Below are 17,356 nucleotides of genomic sequence, written 5' to 3' on the forward strand. Positions count from 1 at the left end.
GCGCCACTAGTCAATGACACCTCAACTTTTTTGATCAATTTCATTTGGTATAAGAATATTCATAAAGACGGTTTCATTCATCACATAACAAAGGGTCTGTAGCGTTTGCGACAAGCGCAAACCGGCAGGCCCAACGAGTCATTCTTCATCACAGGTTCACTGTGACCCAACGCTCTATGAACAACAATCTCCTCCTTATTTGTTACTGTGGCGCGTTGCTTAACTGCCAAGTCAGATTAGAAACATACGATCCTGGTAACTGACCAGCCGGAACTGACAACTTGAAATCACTCAAAGCGTACTCCGTATCCCAAATGCCCAGACCACCTTTGACTGGTGCAGACAGAACTAGTTGATTTTGTCCATCACCGCTCAAGGAAACTGCACTCATCGCTGGCTTAGGTGAAGCGTTATCTGCATTAGCCGGGGCTACCCCAGCCGCCGCAAATGATAGCTTCGCGCCATATAGCGAATTGTTGGCAGTCGAATCCGTAAATGCCGAATTCATTACCTGAACGTTCCAGCCACTGGCAATCCCATCGTTGGCCACTTCTAGATCGGAGTCTACTTTAGCCGCCTGAACGCTGAGATCCGTTGAGCCATTAGGCGTTGCATTACTCCCAAAGTCAATATTTGGCACCTTACTTAATGTCAGTGACGGGTTAGTCGTTGTAAATACCGTCGTTGCTTGACTGTCTTTAGGTGTCAACGTCGCACTAGGACTTGAAGAACCAGAACTTGAGGAACTACCTGCTGCTAATGCTGGTACTGCGGCCGCTAATCCTAAGCCTAATCCGACTACAGCTAAACTGCTTAACCAAATTTTTTTCATTTGGAGAGCCATAATCCACACTTCCTTAGTTAAATCTAGCTGTTAACAGGTTTATACACATTTGTCATCATACTGATTGACAACCTACCCCCACCACAAAATTTAAACCGTGCCGACCACTCTGTTCGTCAGCGTTCAAACTAACGTCACGTGGAGTAACCCTCCGCTTGATTCACGAGTATCATACTCACTTCCGCCTTAAAAAACTAGTCAACAGCCGGAGTTTCGTATCTATTCACTTAGTGATGGTAACCGCTCACAATTTATTTTTAATAGCCTTTTACCAACTGATTGATTGCGGGGGCCACTGATCATTCCCAAAAATCGTCACTCCTACTGGTGCCGATCAGCCCTAGAAACTCCTGAATTATCGTGCGGTCGCTACTGCTATTCTTAACAAATCATTCATACGCACAACTTAATAATTTTAGTTAAATTATCATCCCCCCATTATCTTTGGCCCTTTAATCAAACTAAATTTAAGATAACTGATTGGTCAAGAATCAACGTTTCTCCTTCGAAAATCTCCCCAGCCCGTTCTACCCCAAAACAAAAAAACGTCATTCATTAATGAATGACGTGCCGTTAAATACTTATTGATGCCCTAATTAAGCTTGGTGAATCGCGTGTCTACCACGCCAATACAACCAGCCTACACCCAGTTCAAATAGAACAAACGCTAAGATAAAGCAATGCAGAAAGAATGTATCCGGTAACGCGTTAATAATTGGGTCCAGATCCGGATCAAACAGCCAATCATTATTTCGGAACAGGACTTGATGAAAGGCAATGAAGAACCCATTAAAATTAATCGTCAACATCACACCCAAAAATACAGGAATGACCGCCGCCACTTGGGCCGGTCGAATCAGTCGCCATTCCTCCCCCCGCTGATGTAGTTGTCGTAAGAACCAGCCAGCCGGAATGATCGACAACACTAACACGATATGATTAATCAAAAATAATCGTTTAACATCTTCAAAATGAATCATGCCGGTAAAAGAAGTTGGAAAGTTAGTCATATTTAACTCCGTCACCCACGGCAATTCCAAATAGCGTAGCAACTGGTAATAATTGTGCATAATCCTTGTCGGTGACATATTCACGAGGTGCGTAATTCCTAACCAGTGAATATCGAGTCGATATAGCCAGAATGCATTGATCGTTAAGGTTATCGTTAGCGTTAGTAATGCTAAAAATAACGCCGTGAAACCACTCCAACGGTTTAACCTAGTCACGTGGTCCCACCTCGAGATCCCATCGATCCAGCGCACTTACGGTGTAGGTCGGCTGAATATTTTGCTGGGCAACTTGTTCAGGAGTCGAGACACCCGTATACGTCAACAACGTATCCACACCGGCATGAATACCGGCAAGAATGTCGGTTTGATAATTATCCCCAACCATAATAGCTTGGTCCGCCGCTACTCCTAATTGGTGCAACGCATTTTCCAACAGAATCGGTTCAGGTTTACCAATAAAGATCGGGTCCGTTTGGGTAGCATACCGCACCAAATCAACCAGTGCACCCGCACCTGGCATTAGCCCCCGTGCCTTGGGAATATTAGAATCTGAATTCGTGCCAATGAAGGTTGAGCCACTGCGAATGGCAAGAATTGCCTTAGCAAATTTTTCATACGTCACATCACTATCTAACCCAACCACAACGTATTCTGGATGTTCTTCATCCACCGTAAATCCTTTAGCCGCCAGCGCCTGATGCAGACCAATCTCGCCTACCACATAAACAGTTCGCTTACCGGTAGCCCCTGCACGTTGATCTAAATAATCAGCCGTTGCTAAACCAGCCGTATAAACATTATCCGTGGTGACGTGAATATTATGATTGTCAGCTAGATTAGCCACCACATCAACCGGGAGTTTGGTCGTATTATTCGTTACGAATTTGAACGGAATTTGTGCAGCCTGCAGCCGTTCTACAAAAGCTTTCGCCTTAGGGTAACGTTTAGCCCCAGCGTAAATGGTGCCATCCAAGTCGATTAAATAAGCTTGATACTTTTTCACTGCAACCGCTCCCTACTCTTCTTCCTTTTTTCGAATGGTAAAATGTCGCCGACCTTGACCACCCGTTGCGACGGTCACCGTCTTAGCTGCCGTTGACGTTGGCTTAACCGTCGTCCGCCGTTCTTCCGTGTATGGATGGGTCGTATTCCGCCGCCGATGCCGAGACCGCCGCCGATGGTTATTATTCGCATGACTGGGCTTGTCTCCGGCAGTATCCGCCTTAACTGCTGGTTGTGCAGCCGTTGCGGTTGTTTTTTCAACTTTAGGGCCATTGGTATTACGCCGACGTCGATTTCGCCGCGGTTTGGGTGCTGTTTTAACGTCTAAATTATGCAGGATAAAATAAGCACACCCAAAGTTACACATTTCATATAAATAATCCTGAACGGCTTCAATCTGATTTTGTTTCGCACCGGAACGCTCTTCGGCATAAAATCCCTTCAAGCGAAGTTGTTCAAATCCCCAGTCGCCAACAATATAATCGAATTTACTTAAAATCGTACTGAACCGGGCCGCAAACTCCGTAAAGTCAAAACCGTCACGTACATTAACGACCAATTCATAAGGGTGGTTATTAATCGTTAAATGTGTTTCATCCACCCGCACCACTTCAGCGGCTGGCTCGCGGGTTTCTTTTTGTTGGGCAACTAGTGCCTCCAAATCTTTGCGATCCACCGTCGTCATCCTCTCATTTGTTAAGTTAACGGATAGTGCCGCGCCAAGTACTGTGCGAACACTTCTCGTAATAAGTCGTCATATAAAATTTGGTTCTTACCAACAATCGAAATTGTCGGGAAAAACGGAATAAACAGGTAATGATCTACCATTGCGATGCGATATTGACGGGTAGGTGACAAGGGTTCACCGCGCCACGTAACTTGATGAGTTACCGCATCATAGGCCAGACCTAGGTAATTGAGTTCGCCAAAGATTTTACCGCGAAAGCCCATCCCTTTTTGTGGGAACCGACGTAAAAATAACCGAGCCAGCTCAAATTCTTGGACGAGCCGCCAAAGATCATAACCACTTAGTGTCACCGTCATTACGTGCATATTGTGCGGTAATAACTGATGCAGTTGATTTTGATTAACCACACCACTGGGCAAATCTTGTAGAAATAAGCCAGCGTTCAATATGGCTGCTTGCGTACCCGCATATTCCGCAATAGCATGCAGCCCTTCACGGACCAATCGGGGTTGTCCAGTGGGATCGGCTTCCATCGCTGTCGGTAAATTAGCGACTCGTTGCTCAGATAAGATGGATTCTCCCAGATCTTGTAAACCTGTAATCTCAGCAGTATCGCCATCCGCAACCGGTAACGTTGCCGTTTCCGTTACACTAGCCACCGCTGATTTCACCTGATGATCCGGTGTGATTGACAACTCAATCTTGCCGATATACCGCCCAAATTTGCCAGCTGCTGCTAGTAAGCTTTGATGATCATGTTCTCCATGTGGCAATAAGTGATGCGTATGACTGCCGATGATTACCGTGACCTGTGGAAACCGTTTGGCTAGTAAGCGATCGACATCCAGCCCAAGATGGGACAACAGCACACAGACATCGAACTGACCAGCGAAGCGCTGTAAGAGTGCCGCTAAGGTCGGTTGCACGTCTAAAATCTGCCACCCGGCCAACGGATAGGTTAGATGATACGGCGCCGTCAATCCCAGAATTAATAGCCGCGTCCCAGCCGCCGTTGTTAACAAGCGATGATCAATGGCCCAGTCTGGTAGTTCATGGGTGTCTGGTGTGCGTAAGTTACCCAGGATCACTGGAAAATTCGCATGGTCGTACAGGTGGTCTAATTGCGCCCGCACAAACCCCAGTCCTTCATTATTCCCAATCGTGACACCATCATACCCAATTTGATTCATTAACTGGATATTTTGCTGACCGTTAGTCGCTTCACTAACTGGATGTACCCGGTCAACGTGATCACCCAGATCAAAGGTGTACACCGTTGCCCCATCGGCCATCACTTGTTGGCGCGTTGTTTTGAGATACCGCCGAATGCGCGGCCAATTTTCAAAATGCGAATGCAGGTCATTGGTGTGCAAGATTGTTATCCGTTCCATCATCTCATTCTCCTCTTAACACTGCTTTTAATCCTACGGCATCCAAACGGAACGGTCAAGCGCTATTGTTTTTCACGGAACTCCTGAGCCTTACCCGTGACCATCTGTTCAATTTCCGTTGGTGAAAACGGCGTACCAAATGGAACACTGGTAGTCAAGTACCGTTGTTCCGGTGTATCAACACCAACGTTAATATTTTCTTTAACCGGAACAGCATAGTGATGAATGTGCCCGTGCAAATTAATAATCTGATTGACAATCCCCAACATCATCGGATAATGCGTTAAGTAATATTGCCGATGATCGTACTTAATCAATGCTCCCACATCATGAAAGGCAAATTTGGGTTGACCATGGTCACTAAAATTATGGGCCGCCAAGTATTTAAATAACGCTCGGCTATCATGATTGCCCTTAATCAATTCTAAATGACCGTTCAGTTGCGATAAGACATTGAAGACCGCCTCATCGGACTTGATGGCTGGTTTCGTAAAATATAGGGCAATGTCGCCCAAGTGATAAACCGTGTCCGTTTCAGCCACACGAGCATTCCAGTTATCAATAATGGTTTGATTCATTTCATCAACACTGGCAAACGGTCGTGGTGCAAAGTCGCTATCACCTAATAAATCTTTGTGGAAAAAATGCGTATCTGATGTAAAGAATTGCATCTGCTGAGCCTCCTTTATAACGTGTCCAGTGGTTGTTTGGTCGTAGGTGCAGGGAAAGCTTGGTCTAACTGTGCCAATTCTTCCGCCGTTAAGGTTAACGCACCAGCAGCGATATTTTGCTGCATGTGAGCAATCGAACTCGTTTGGGGAATTGCCAAGATCTGGGGTTGACGAATCACCCAAGCTAACAAAACTTGATAGACTGTGGCGTGATGAGCTGCCGCAACCTGCTGTACGATTGCGTTCGTTGTCAGATGATGCCCCCAGACATCCCCCTGAGCAATCGGTGAGTAGGCAATCAACGGTAACTGATGGGCCCGCTGCCACGGGAGTACATCATATTCCAATCCACGACTCCCCAAATGATAAAGGTCCTCATTGGCCGCCGCTTGATTGCCACCCGGGAGTGACCACAGTTCATTAAGATCCGCCTGATCAAAATTTGAAATTCCCCAGGCACGAATCTTGCCCGTCGTTTGTAGCTGCTGCAAGGTGCTTACAGTTTCAACCAAGGGAACAGTGCCCCGCCAGTGATACAAATATAAATCCAAATAATCCGTGCGTAACCGCTGTAAACTGGCGTCTAAACTCACAGCCATTTTTTGCCGTGACGCATTTTCTGGCAAGACTTTAGAAATCAAAAATAAATCTTCCCGTCGTTCATTAGCCAGTGCTTCGCCAACCAGAGACTCAGCACGGCCTGCGCCATACATTTCAGCCGTGTCAATGACCCGGGCTCCGGCCGCGATTCCTGCTTGAATTGCCGCAATCTCTGCCGATCGTTGTGCCGGTTGATCGCCCATATGCCATGTGCCAATGCCGATAGCCGGAACAGTTTGTCCCGCAATGGTCAATTGCTTCATCTTTAACGCCTCCGTTATTTACTTATTACCCCTATCCTAGCACTTCCCCCTATTTTTCGCTGGTTCCAATCCCTTATCTAATCAAAAACAGGATCGGGTATGCTCACCGATCCTGTCCTTGATTAGTTTGAAGTTTTATCAGTTTGCGACCGGTTGTCTACAGCTTGTTGGTCATGCCAAACTTTTCCAACACTGAGTGCAACCAGCCAAGCCACTGATCCCATTAAGGCAATCAATGTATCCGTTCGGAACAGCAAGATGATCGCCACCATCGCCAGAAAGGCTAAAATAAAATAATCACTCCACGGGAAGAACGGCATCTTAAAATCAGTCGTTAAGCCATTGGCTAATTGTTGCTTTTTATATTTTAGATGCGCCACGACAATGGCTCCCCAGATAAAGAGAAAACAAGTGGTCGCAATACTAGAAACAAATGCAAAAACATGCCCGGGAATAATAAAGTTCAAGCCAACTGAAATAGCAATAACCAGCGTTGAAAATCGCAATGCATGAACCGGAACTTGCGCGTGCGACAATGTCCCCATTCGCCGAGCAAAGGCCCCTTTACCTTGGTACGTCAGCGAAAATAACATCCGGCCGGTTGTAAAGAGGGAACTGTTGCAGGCCGAAGCCGCCGCGGTCAATACAACGAAATTAATGACGGCCGCCGCCGATTGGATGCCCACGTTCTTAAAGACTTGAACGAACGGACTACTAGTTGGTGAGACTGCGGTCCACGGGTAAATACACATCAACGCCAATAGGGAACCTAAGTAAAATAAAATAATCCGCATCGGAATCTCATTAATCGCCTTAGGAATAACTTTTCGGGGGTTAGCCGTTTCTGAAGCGGTCATCCCGACCATTTCAATCCCCACAAAACTAAAGAGAACCATTTGAAAGGATAGAAAGAACCCCTTAGCGCCGTTGGCAAAGAAGTGACCAGTAGTCAGGTTAGCTACACTGGCATGCCCCGCTGGCGTGGGAAAATGAACCGCAACCATGTAAGCCCCCGCCAAGATCAGCGCAATAATAGCCACCACTTTAATAATGGCAAACCAAAACTCCGTCTCGCCAAACGCACTAACGGTAACAGAATTAAGTGTCAGCAAAACACCTAATAAGACAACTCCGGTGACCCATTGTGGTAAATGAGGAAACCAAAATTGCATGTATTGTCCTGCCGCTGTAATTTCAGCCATTGCAATCGTAATCCAGCAAACCCAATAGGTCCAACCGGCAACGAAGCTCATATTATCGCCTAAATAACGTTTAATGAAATCAATGTAAGAATGTGCATCTAAGTCCGACAGTAACAGTTCACCGAGCGCGCGCATTAATAGAAAACACATCACGCCAGTTACTAAGTACGCCAGTAAAATAGCGGGTCCTGCTAAATGAATCGACTGCCCGGCGCCCAGAAATAAACCAGTTCCAATCGTGCCCCCCAGCGCGATGAGCTGAACGTGGCGACTTTGAAGTCCCCGCGAAAATTCTTGGGTTTCATTTGATTGACTTTTTTTCATCTTAATCGCCCCTTTGTTGAAATACATTATACACGGCTGATAGATTAACGCTAGCGACCACCTAATGGCATTCCTCCAGCCAAGACGGCCTCAACCGCGGTATAAAAGAATTTCATTCATCTTATACATATATAAATGATACTTGTTCAACTTTAGGTGAAAAAAAGACACGCTGGCTTTCTGCCAACGTGTCAGTCAATCGATCTTATTTCCGTAAACGCTCAATATCACGGACAATCATTAATTCCTCATCAGTTGGAATTAAGAGTGTCTTAATCTTTGAACCTGCCTTACTCAAGTCGCGTTCTACGCCACGAATGTTGTTCTTTTCAGAATCAACACCAATTCCAAAGTAAGCCAATTTATCCGCAACCTCTTGACGAATGGTAATATCATTTTCGCCAACACCAGCCGTGAAGACAATCGCATCGGCACCACCTAATTCGGCTAGGTAAGCCCCAACGTAACGCACAATCCGGTTGATGAACATGTCCCGAGCTAACTTGGCCCGTGGATTCTTAGCTTGAACCTTTTCCAGATCTCGCATATCAGCTGATACACCAGAAACACCCACTAAGCCTGACTTCTTATTCAGAATGTTAATCATATCATTGGGCTTTTCAATGTTCAGCTTTTCCATCAAGTAAGCGACTAATGAGGCATCAATATCCCCAGAACGGGTTGCCATTTCAATCCCAGCCAATGGCGTGAAGCCCATGGATGTATCATATGACTTGCCATCCTTGATCGCTGTAATTGAGCCACCAGCACCCAAGTGCATCGTGATTAACTTCAGGTCTTCTAATGGCTTGCCCAACATTTCAGCAGCACGATGGGCAACGTAACGGTGGCTTGTCCCATGGGCACCGTACTTCCGAGCGCCGTACTTTTCATAGTATTCGTAAGGAATGGCATACATGTAATTTTCTTGAGGCATTGACGTATGGAATGACGTGTCAAAGACCGCCACGCTCACCACGTTAGGCAAGATCTTCTTAAAGGCCTTGATGCCCATGGCTGCAGCTGGATTATGCAGTGGCGCGTATTCTGCCAAGTCTTCAATCTTTTGTAAGACATCGTCATCAATGATGGCTGAATCTTTGAATTCTTGCCCACCAGCAACGACACGGTGACCAACACCCGTGATTTCATCAAAGTTCGTAATAATCTTGAGTTCAGTCAATTGGTCTAACATCAATTGAATAGCTTCGTTATGATCGTTGATATCTTGATGAGTTTCGTACTTTTGCCCATCACCATACTTGATTTCAACTAACGAATTACCCAAACTAATCCGGTCAATGGCGCCTTCGGCAATAACTTCTTCTTCCGGCATCTGGAATAGTTTGAACTTTAATGTTGAACTTCCGGCGTTAACGGCTAATGATTTTCCCATGTAGTAACTTCTCCTTTTATTGACGATCCGTCAGTAGGTTTTGTTCTTCCCACTCGACGATTTCTGCGACAAATTTCTGAAACGCTGACTGATCCTTAAATGATGGGAACTCACCCAACATCACCTGCTCAACTTGCTTGGCATTAGCGCCTGGCTTTTGTAAGAACAAGATTGCCTTTTGTGCATTCGCATTGGCAAATAACTCACTTGGCAAGTTCAGCAGTCCTTGTAGATAGACATTATTTGGCAACCATTTCAACAAGCCCTTGGCCGCCTCAGTTTGAAACAGCTGAGTTGGTACCAGGAAAACGCCAATTCCACCCGGCGTTAGCTGATTAACTGCTTGCTCCAACAATAGGTGGTGAACGAATGAGTGGCCTTCGGTAGCATGCGTTTGAAAGTTAGCCGCATTATCATCGATTGGATAATAACCAATCGGCAAATCAGCCACAATCAAGTCGCTGGCCGGAACCAGCAATTGTTCCAAAGCATCTTGGTGAATGAGCTCAACCGGTAACCGTTGTAAATCACTCGACGTCTGCGCAATCGCTAGCATGGTATCATCATTGTCAACACCATACGCCGCAATCTCACCCGCAACCACATCTTTCAATTGCGCCAATACCGCTGTCAACAAATTCCCAGTCCCCACCGTTAAATCAAGCACCGTCAAATGTTGTTTATTCTTTTCTAAACGTGCAACCAAATATCCCATAATATACGCAATCGTATCTGGCGTTAGTTGGTGGTTGGCTTGAATGTCATCAACTCGAATTGCCTTTAACATGGCCAATTGAACGGCCCGGCGAACCGTAGGCGCATCAAAACTTTGCCAATCGACTTGCTGATAAAGCGCCGTCAATTTAGCCACAGTTAGTGCGTCTGGTTTCCCGTCTTCAACTTGAACTTGCCCGTTGAGGAGATTATCTCCCGTTTCAACGAAGGCATCTAAATAAGATGTGCTTAGCACTGCTTGTAAGGTGGTCGTCGATTCATCTAACACCTTAAAGAGTGCTTCTGTCTGTTCTTGTGACAGCACGCTTCGCCTCCTTGTGAAATTGACCTGATTCGTTGTATCCGCTATCTATAGTACCGATTTTTCGAAAGTTATTCAAGCAATCTTTGTGGCTAATCCTATTTTAACGGCTTTACAGCGGTATGACCCGGTACTTTTTTCACATGCTTGGTCGTTTGCTGCTTCAATCGTCGCGTGGCTTGGTTATACTCCGTGATTAACCGCGTTGTGCTCTCTCGCCGGGCAGCTTGACCACTGACAACCAGTATCACTAATAGACTAATCCCCGCTAAGAAGAATAGTGCCCACAGCATTAAGAATCCTTGCCGCGTAGATCCAGTAACACGTGCTGTGATGGTAATCCCTCCTGTCGAATCGTCATTTTTACCAATCCTGAATAAGGTGTCGCCTGCCACTTAACCGCCACCACATGTTTCAATAATGGGTAATAACCTTGTCCCCGGCTATTGGTTAATTTTAAAATCTGGTGGTGTAATGAGACATGCACAGTCGTTTGCCGCTGTTGATCCCACAATTTGAGAATAGTGCCAGTTGTCGAGCAAAACTGATATTTCCCAGGTTGCTCCAAAACCCGGACCGCTTGATACCAAGCAACTGGATCATGTTGCAAGGGGCGCACCAACCGGCGATCCGTCCCGGTTGCCAATAAGAACAGGCCGCTCGCAACGACTAAAGCTAGTACGGCTTCAATCAGCGTAAATCCATGACGATTCATGGCTGTGCCTCAGCCCAAGCTAGCAATGCTTGATCATGCCGATATCGAGCCTGCGTCAACTGCTCCTGACGTTGCTGGGCCAAATGTTCCGTTGTCAGTAACACGTGTTGGGCCGTTGTCACTGTCAAAGCGACAATACTTAACGCTAATAATGCATCTGGCAGTAACCAGCCTTGTCGCTTAATGCCGCTTTGATGTTGCGCCCACATAAAAAATCGCCCCTCCTAATTGAAATGTCTGATACCACCACAAATGATTGGCCGTACTGAACCACTCAATCGTCAAGGCTGGCGCTGCACCGGTCGCTGAAATGCCCCATTCATACGCACCACCCCGCCACTTCAACGATTTGGGTGGCGTCAAGCGATGTAATTCATGGTAGGGTGCCATCTGATAAAGCGTCAGTTCACCTGTCTGGCGATTGATTTTAACGGCTACCGGCCGTCGCTGCTGTTGCGCAACCTGACGACCCGCTGTCCACATTTGCTGCCAAGTAGACCAGAAGGCACGCTCAGCCATTCGCTGGTATTGTCGATGGCTTTGCGTTCCAACTAAAACGGTTAAGCTCAAGGTAATAACTAAGACAAGGAGCGTTTCATATAACGTAAATCCCCGTTTATTTTGATTCATGAATCGCCTGGTCATCTTTGATATGAATACCCTCGCGTTTGGCTTGGGTTACCTGTTGGGGGGTCAAATACTTAGCCGCTTTAAGTTCTTGAAAGCTAACGGTCTTCGTGCCCTCATGATCATCCAAGTAAGCCGTTACTTGGCCCTGCACCACCGTCAGCATGGCCCCACCGTGGATGTGTTGGGCATGGCGCCGCTGACCATTCAAGTTGGGCAAAATAATTAGGACCAATAGGGAAATAATAAATAAAACAATCGTCATCTCAATTAGCGTAAACCCTCGTCGCCGCTTAATCATGGTAAACCTCCTGTAAATTCTGATACATCGGTAACAGTAAGGTTAAGTAAGCGCCCACGACCATCACAGCGACCACCCCCAGTAAGATTGGTTGAACTAGTGCCAGTAGTCGTTCACTTCGCGCGACCAGCTCACGGTATTGCAGCTCACTATATGCTTGTAATTCTCGACCCAATTGTGCGTGTGTACTACCTTTTTGAAGAAAGACGACTAATTGGGCCGGAATATACGGCTGCCCACGCAACCAGCGCAACGGCGACTGACCAGTCATTAATTTCAGCTCCAATGCCTGGGCTAACTGGCGTAACAGCGCCTTATCGGGTAACTGATTTAAAACGCGTAACATTTGTTTCACACTCAAGCCAGTTCTAATCAGTTGACTTAAATTGGCCGTCAGATAATAAGCATAATATGCCCGAACTAGTTGACCAACAAACGGAACTCGTAAATACAGCGTTGCCAGCCGTAACCGCGGCTGTCTATGCCACCACTGCCAGGCTCCTACTAGTCCTAACAAACAGCTACCACCGAGTCCCAGCCAACCGTACCAACCTCCTTGATTGCCAATCGATTGGACCGCTAAGTCCCCCTGGAGCTGCGGTAAAATGCCCACCTTTAACGTCACAAATAGGCCGAGCATACTCACCAATAGCCCTAATGGATACATCAACAGTTGCTGAAAGCGACGACGCTGAGTTGCTGCCAATCGTAAAAATTGGGCCGCTTGTTGTAAAGCCGGTTGTAGATCACCGTGGGCCAGCGTCAGTCTTAATTGAAAATACACATTGGCTTGTAAGTAAGGTGCCAACACGTCAATTAACGGTGTGCCTTGTTCCAATTGCTGTTCAATCGTGGCTAGGCTACGGGGAAATTCGCCGGCCACCGTTCGTAGAAACGCAATGGCTTGCTTCAAAGAAAAGCCACTGGCTAACTGATCCGCCAACAACTGGCAAAACCGGGCCTGTGTCGCCAATGACCACTTACCCGGTTTGGAAACTCGCCGCTGTTTTGGCTGTAATATGTCCAGACTGCGCTGCTGTTTCAAGTGCATGCCGCCACCTTTCTGAAACGGTTGTCGTTTCTTGCCAAAGATCTGATTCAGTCAAGATATCCAACAAAACGGCCGGGCCCTGCTGGATGCGAGGAATTAGTCGCTGGTAGCAAGCGGCCGTTAAGACTTGTTGTAACTGTGTGGCATCTACTCCGAGATCTAGTAATCGATTCACCGTTCCAGCGGCACTTTTAGCATGAACCGTACTCAAAACTAAGTGACCACTCAACGCTGCACGAACCGCAGCCTGTGCCGTCACGGCGTCCCGAATTTCACCAATGATAAATGCATCCGGGCGATGACGTAAGCCAACCTTAATCAGGGTATCATAGGCCATACCAGCAGCTTCATTGACTTGTAATTGAATAAATTGCGGTTCCTTGATCTCCACTGGGTCTTCAATCGCTAGGACGACCGCTGTCGCAGCTAGCTTTTGCGCTGTTGTGTACATGGTGGTTGTTTTTCCCGCACCTGTGGGCCCGGAAAATAACATTAACCCGCGTTGTTGCGCCAATTGCTGTAGAACTCCGGCCTGTTGTGGTACTAAATAGGCATTTTGCGTCTGCTGATAAGCGTAAATTAACCGGATTACGAGTGACTCCTGATGCGCATAATCCCCAACGGTTGAGAACCGCAACTCGACTGGGTATGGCTTATGCCAGGTCAGTGCGCCTACCTGTGGCCGGCGACGCTCACTAACCGTCATATTGGCATGAAATTTGAAGTAAGCAATTAGTTGTTCCCCCACAGTCCGCGTCACGGTTTGCCACGTCACTACTCCCGTGACGCAACGTAAGCGAATTTGGAGTCCTGCTTTCACAGGCAAAACGTAAAGATCACTTGCGCGCTGCTCAATTGCCGTCGCAATCATTTGTTCAATCAACGTGTCGATCAATCTGCCTCACCTCCGGGTGCTTTTAGTTATCTCCGCAATCGCCATCGGTTAGCATTAAAATGCGTGAAAAAAAAGAGACCCGCAGGCCTCTTTTTCCTCAAATCTTATTCAACACCTTCAGGCAACACCGCTGCTTCATAAATATCTGAAACATCATCGTTGTCTTCAAGTTCGTCAATTAAACCTTGGTATTGAGAAGCCTTAGCTTCTGGAACTTCGGTCGTGTTTTGTGGGAACATCCGCGCTTCAGCCGTGTCCAAGGAATAACCCTTTTCTTGTAAAGCATCACGCACAGCCGTAACTGATGAAGGATCCGTATAGATCTTAAATGCGTCATCAGTCGTTTCCATGTCGTCTGCCCCGGCGTCAAGTGCGTCCATCAACATCGTATCTTCATCCGTATCGAGGTCTTCACGGAGGATCACAATGTAACCCTTCCGATCAAACATGTATGAAACGGACCCTGCTGCACCCAGTGAGCCACCATGGTGCGTGAAGGCAGAACGGATAGCAGCCGCCGTCCGGTTCTTGTTATCCGTTAAGGCAGCAACCATGATTGCTGTCCCGGCTGGACCATAACCTTCGTAGGTGATTTCTTCGAACTTAGCGCCACCAACACCAGAAGCTTTATCTAAAGCCCGCTTGATGTTTTCTTTAGGCATGTTAGCTGCCCGCGCCTTGTCCATTTCCAAACGAAGTTGAGGGTTACCGTCGGGATCAGGACCACCTGCTTTTGCAGCTTGGTACAAATCACGTGAGATTTTTTGGAAAATTTTTCCACGTTTTGCATCCTGAGCATTTTTCCGGCCCTGGATGTTATGCCATTTAGAATGTCCTGACATCGTAACTCCTCTTTTCTAAAATTTATTCGAATATCCGTATAAAACAGACACTGTTTATATTAGCACTTACTCAACATTCATTCAATTACTAGGCCCATAAATTCGCTATTCATTTAAAATGTATAAATTTTTATAGATTTACCGTGTTATACGGACGTTACCGCTTTCATATACGAATAATCAGTGTATAAAAATAGATATATCAAAATAAAACTTGTATAAATACGCACTATCTATTATACTCGTTAGCAATAACAAAATTATTGAGGAGCTATTATATGAAAAAACACGTCATTTTAGTCCTTGCGTTACTATTGACGATGGTATTTGGCATGAGCACACTGACCACGAGTACGGCGCATGCAGCCACCGACAGTTCACTAACCAAGGTTCAAAAAAAGGGGACGTTGGTCATGGGGACCTCCCCTGACTACCCACCTTATGAATTTCAAGCTACTGTTCACGGCAAGACTAAGATTGTTGGAATGGACGTGGCAGTTGGTGAGAAGATTGCTAAGGATTTAGGCGTTAAGTTGGTCGTTAAATCCATGTCCTTTGACTCTTTACTCGTGGCTTTACAAACAGGTAAAGTGGATATGGTAATCTCCGGGATGAACCCCACCGCCGCTCGGAAAAAAAGCGTTGATTTCACCCACACCTACTATCAGGGTGGCTATAGTATCGTCATCAACAAGAACGATAAGGGCATCTATAAAAATAAAGATTCCTTTGTCGGTAAGACCATCGGGGCCCAGACTGGTTCAACGATGTATAACGAATCTAAAAAGCAAACCTCAGGCACAACCGTTAAAGGTATGACGTCCGTTTCCGACCTCATTTTGGCCCTGCAAAGTCATAAGATCCAAGGGGTCGCCATGGAAAAGCCATCAGCTCAAGCCTACGTTGCAAACAACAAAGAACTGGCGGCGATTCCCAGCGATTTCAATCTAAATGCTTCTGATACGAGTGCCGCGGTCGCCTTCAAGAAAGGCTCATCAGCCCTCGTTCACGCAGCCAACAAATCTGTTGACCAGATTAAAACACAAAATCTAGTCAACAAAACTTACTTGCCAGCGGCTGGTAAGTATTTAAAAACTAATACTGTCAACACCAGTATGTGGCACTATTGGAAGGCTTTTCTAACTGGGGTTGAATATACGTTAATTATCACCGTTTGCTCCGTCTTCTTTGGCTTCATTCTCGGGGTCTTACTCGCACTTGCCCGGATGGGTCAAGGTGGCGTCTTCCGGACCGGCTTACGTTGGTTAGCAACGGCTTACGTCGAATTTATTCGGGGAACACCAATGATGGTCCAGGTCATGTTCGTCTACTTTGGTTTAGGCCTCATCGTCAATTTGCCTGCACTGACCTCGGGGATTATCGCCATCTCCCTTAACTCTGGTGCCTACGTTGCTGAATACATTCGAGGAGGCATTAATTCCGTTGACGCTGGCCAGACTGAAGCTGCTCGTAGCTTAGGGATGTCCAGTGGCGCCACAATGCGTTACGTTATCTTGCCCCAGGCATTGAAGAATATCTGGCCATCATTGGGAAACGAGTTTATTACCTTAATCAAGGACAGTTCGATCGTTTCAATCATCGGGGTCTCCGAATTGATCTTCCAAAGCAATATTGTTCGGTCTGATACTTACCGTGGTGTTGCCCCAATTGCCGTTATCATGGTCCTTTACTTCATCTTGACCTTTACGGCTTCGCGAATTTTGAATTACTTCGAAAGGAGAATGCAACATGACTAAACCAATTATTGAGGTTAAAAACCTAGCTAAAAACTTTGGCAAAAACACGGTTTTAAAGGATATCACTGAAGACGTGATGCCTGGTCAAGTTATCGTGGTTATCGGCCCGTCTGGTAGTGGTAAATCAACCTTTCTTCGCTGTCTCAATCTCCTTGAAACACCAACCAGTGGTGAAGTCGCCTTTACCGGTGAAAATCTAACGACCTTAGATGCCAAACGAGTCAATGAACTCCGCGAACAAATGGGAATGGTCTTCCAAGGCTTTAACCTCTTCCCTAACATGAGCGTTCTCGAAAATATTAAGCTGGCACCCATGAAAGTCAAAGGTGTGGATGACAAGACCGCAACCCAACGAGCCCATGAACTTTTACAACAAGTTAATCTGGATGATCATGCCGACGCCTTCCCTAACAGCTTATCTGGTGGTCAAGCACAACGGGTTGCTATTGCCCGTGCGCTTGCGATGGACCCCAAAGTCATGCTCTTCGATGAACCTACTTCCGCACTTGACCCTGAAATGGTTGGCGAAGTACTCAATGTCATGCAAGATTTAGCGAATCAAGGAATGACGATGGTGGTCGTCACCCATGAAATGGGGTTTGCTAAATCCGTTGCCGATCAAGTCTGGTTCATGGCTGACGGCTACATCCAAGAAACGAATACCCCGGATGAGTTCTTTAGTCATCCCCAAACCGAACGTGCTCAAGATTTTCTATCAAAAATTTTAATTTAAAAAAAGCC

20 protein-coding genes are annotated in these 17,356 nt (G+C 46.4%); 2 read left to right on the forward strand and 18 right to left on the reverse strand.

Annotation, left to right across the window (positions count from 1 at the left end; translation table 11 throughout):
- Window positions 1–202: 202 nt before the first annotated feature.
- From FC61_RS10775 to FC61_RS10860, 18 genes are all read right to left on the reverse strand, one after another.
- The gene (locus FC61_RS10775) at window positions 203–844 is read right to left on the reverse strand and encodes a WxL domain-containing protein (protein WP_021741104.1); all 642 of its coding nucleotides are present in this window, start codon (window positions 842–844) and stop codon (window positions 203–205) included.
- Window positions 845–1,440: 596 nt separating this feature from the next.
- Window positions 1,441–2,070 (reverse strand): TIGR01906 family membrane protein, encoded by a 630-nt coding sequence (locus tag FC61_RS10780; protein ID WP_011667919.1) that lies wholly within the window; start codon window positions 2,068–2,070, stop codon window positions 1,441–1,443.
- Window positions 2,063–2,857 (reverse strand): TIGR01457 family HAD-type hydrolase, encoded by a 795-nt coding sequence (locus FC61_RS10785; RefSeq protein ID WP_021741102.1) that lies wholly within the window; start codon window positions 2,855–2,857, stop codon window positions 2,063–2,065. The genes FC61_RS10780 and FC61_RS10785 overlap by 8 nt, the downstream gene beginning before the upstream one ends.
- A gap of 12 nt (window positions 2,858–2,869) precedes the next feature.
- On the reverse strand, window positions 2,870–3,541 hold the full coding sequence (locus FC61_RS10790; RefSeq protein ID WP_042750156.1) for a YutD family protein: 672 nt from the start codon (window positions 3,539–3,541) through the stop codon (window positions 2,870–2,872).
- An 11-nt stretch (window positions 3,542–3,552) separates the two neighbouring features.
- The gene (locus FC61_RS10795) at window positions 3,553–4,938 is read right to left on the reverse strand and encodes a bifunctional metallophosphatase/5'-nucleotidase (protein ID WP_021740967.1); all 1,386 of its coding nucleotides are present in this window, start codon (window positions 4,936–4,938) and stop codon (window positions 3,553–3,555) included.
- A 59-nt stretch (window positions 4,939–4,997) separates the two neighbouring features.
- Window positions 4,998–5,606 (reverse strand): metallophosphoesterase family protein, encoded by a 609-nt coding sequence (locus FC61_RS10800; RefSeq protein ID WP_011667923.1) that lies wholly within the window; start codon window positions 5,604–5,606, stop codon window positions 4,998–5,000.
- Window positions 5,607–5,620: 14 nt separating this feature from the next.
- Window positions 5,621–6,469, reverse strand: coding sequence for an aldo/keto reductase (locus FC61_RS10805; RefSeq protein WP_021740968.1), 849 nt, complete (start codon window positions 6,467–6,469; stop codon window positions 5,621–5,623).
- Between the two features lie 122 nt (window positions 6,470–6,591).
- The gene (locus FC61_RS10810) at window positions 6,592–7,995 is read right to left on the reverse strand and encodes an amino acid permease (protein ID WP_035464072.1); all 1,404 of its coding nucleotides are present in this window, start codon (window positions 7,993–7,995) and stop codon (window positions 6,592–6,594) included.
- Between the two features lie 205 nt (window positions 7,996–8,200).
- On the reverse strand, window positions 8,201–9,391 hold the full coding sequence (locus FC61_RS10815) for an acetate/propionate family kinase (protein WP_011667926.1): 1,191 nt from the start codon (window positions 9,389–9,391) through the stop codon (window positions 8,201–8,203).
- 16 nt (window positions 9,392–9,407) lie between these two features.
- Window positions 9,408–10,430 (reverse strand): class I SAM-dependent methyltransferase, encoded by a 1,023-nt coding sequence (locus FC61_RS10820; RefSeq protein WP_021740970.1) that lies wholly within the window; start codon window positions 10,428–10,430, stop codon window positions 9,408–9,410.
- A 95-nt stretch (window positions 10,431–10,525) separates the two neighbouring features.
- Window positions 10,526–10,720, reverse strand: a complete 195-nt coding sequence (locus tag FC61_RS10825) for a hypothetical protein (RefSeq protein WP_021740971.1) — start codon at window positions 10,718–10,720, stop codon at window positions 10,526–10,528.
- The gene (locus FC61_RS10830; RefSeq protein ID WP_021740972.1) at window positions 10,720–11,142 is read right to left on the reverse strand and encodes a prepilin-type N-terminal cleavage/methylation domain-containing protein; all 423 of its coding nucleotides are present in this window, start codon (window positions 11,140–11,142) and stop codon (window positions 10,720–10,722) included. The genes FC61_RS10825 and FC61_RS10830 overlap by 1 nt, the downstream gene beginning before the upstream one ends.
- Window positions 11,139–11,351 carry a hypothetical protein gene (locus FC61_RS10835; RefSeq protein WP_021740973.1) on the reverse strand — a complete coding sequence of 71 codons (213 nt, stop codon included), beginning with the start codon at window positions 11,349–11,351 and terminating at the stop codon, window positions 11,139–11,141. The genes FC61_RS10830 and FC61_RS10835 overlap by 4 nt, the downstream gene beginning before the upstream one ends.
- The gene (locus FC61_RS10840) at window positions 11,323–11,772 is read right to left on the reverse strand and encodes a prepilin-type cleavage/methylation protein (RefSeq protein ID WP_021740974.1); all 450 of its coding nucleotides are present in this window, start codon (window positions 11,770–11,772) and stop codon (window positions 11,323–11,325) included. The genes FC61_RS10835 and FC61_RS10840 overlap by 29 nt, the downstream gene beginning before the upstream one ends.
- The gene (locus FC61_RS10845; RefSeq protein ID WP_021740975.1) at window positions 11,759–12,070 is read right to left on the reverse strand and encodes a competence type IV pilus major pilin ComGC; all 312 of its coding nucleotides are present in this window, start codon (window positions 12,068–12,070) and stop codon (window positions 11,759–11,761) included. The genes FC61_RS10840 and FC61_RS10845 overlap by 14 nt, the downstream gene beginning before the upstream one ends.
- The gene (locus FC61_RS10850) at window positions 12,063–13,121 is read right to left on the reverse strand and encodes a type II secretion system F family protein (RefSeq protein WP_233995603.1); all 1,059 of its coding nucleotides are present in this window, start codon (window positions 13,119–13,121) and stop codon (window positions 12,063–12,065) included. Before FC61_RS10850 ends, FC61_RS10845 begins: the two co-directional genes overlap by 8 nt.
- Window positions 13,051–14,016 (reverse strand): competence type IV pilus ATPase ComGA, encoded by a 966-nt coding sequence (gene comGA / locus FC61_RS10855; RefSeq protein ID WP_052471855.1) that lies wholly within the window; start codon window positions 14,014–14,016, stop codon window positions 13,051–13,053. The genes FC61_RS10850 and comGA overlap by 71 nt, the downstream gene beginning before the upstream one ends.
- 104 nt (window positions 14,017–14,120) lie before the next feature.
- Window positions 14,121–14,858, reverse strand: a complete 738-nt coding sequence (locus FC61_RS10860; RefSeq protein WP_011667935.1) for a YebC/PmpR family DNA-binding transcriptional regulator — start codon at window positions 14,856–14,858, stop codon at window positions 14,121–14,123.
- A gap of 278 nt (window positions 14,859–15,136) precedes the next feature.
- Here FC61_RS10860 and FC61_RS10865 point away from each other — a divergent pair, with 278 nt between their 5' ends.
- Window positions 15,137–16,615 carry an ABC transporter substrate-binding protein/permease gene (locus FC61_RS10865; protein ID WP_021742021.1) on the forward strand — a complete coding sequence of 493 codons (1,479 nt, stop codon included), beginning with the start codon at window positions 15,137–15,139 and terminating at the stop codon, window positions 16,613–16,615.
- A complete protein-coding gene (locus tag FC61_RS10870) occupies window positions 16,608–17,348 on the forward strand; it encodes an amino acid ABC transporter ATP-binding protein (protein ID WP_021742020.1) in 741 nt (246 codons plus the stop codon). Before FC61_RS10865 ends, FC61_RS10870 begins: the two co-directional genes overlap by 8 nt.
- Window positions 17,349–17,356 lie beyond the last annotated feature (8 nt).

Origin of the sequence: Levilactobacillus brevis ATCC 14869 = DSM 20054, assembly GCF_001433855.1 — a bacterium.
GTDB lineage: Bacteria > Bacillota > Bacilli > Lactobacillales > Lactobacillaceae > Levilactobacillus > Levilactobacillus brevis.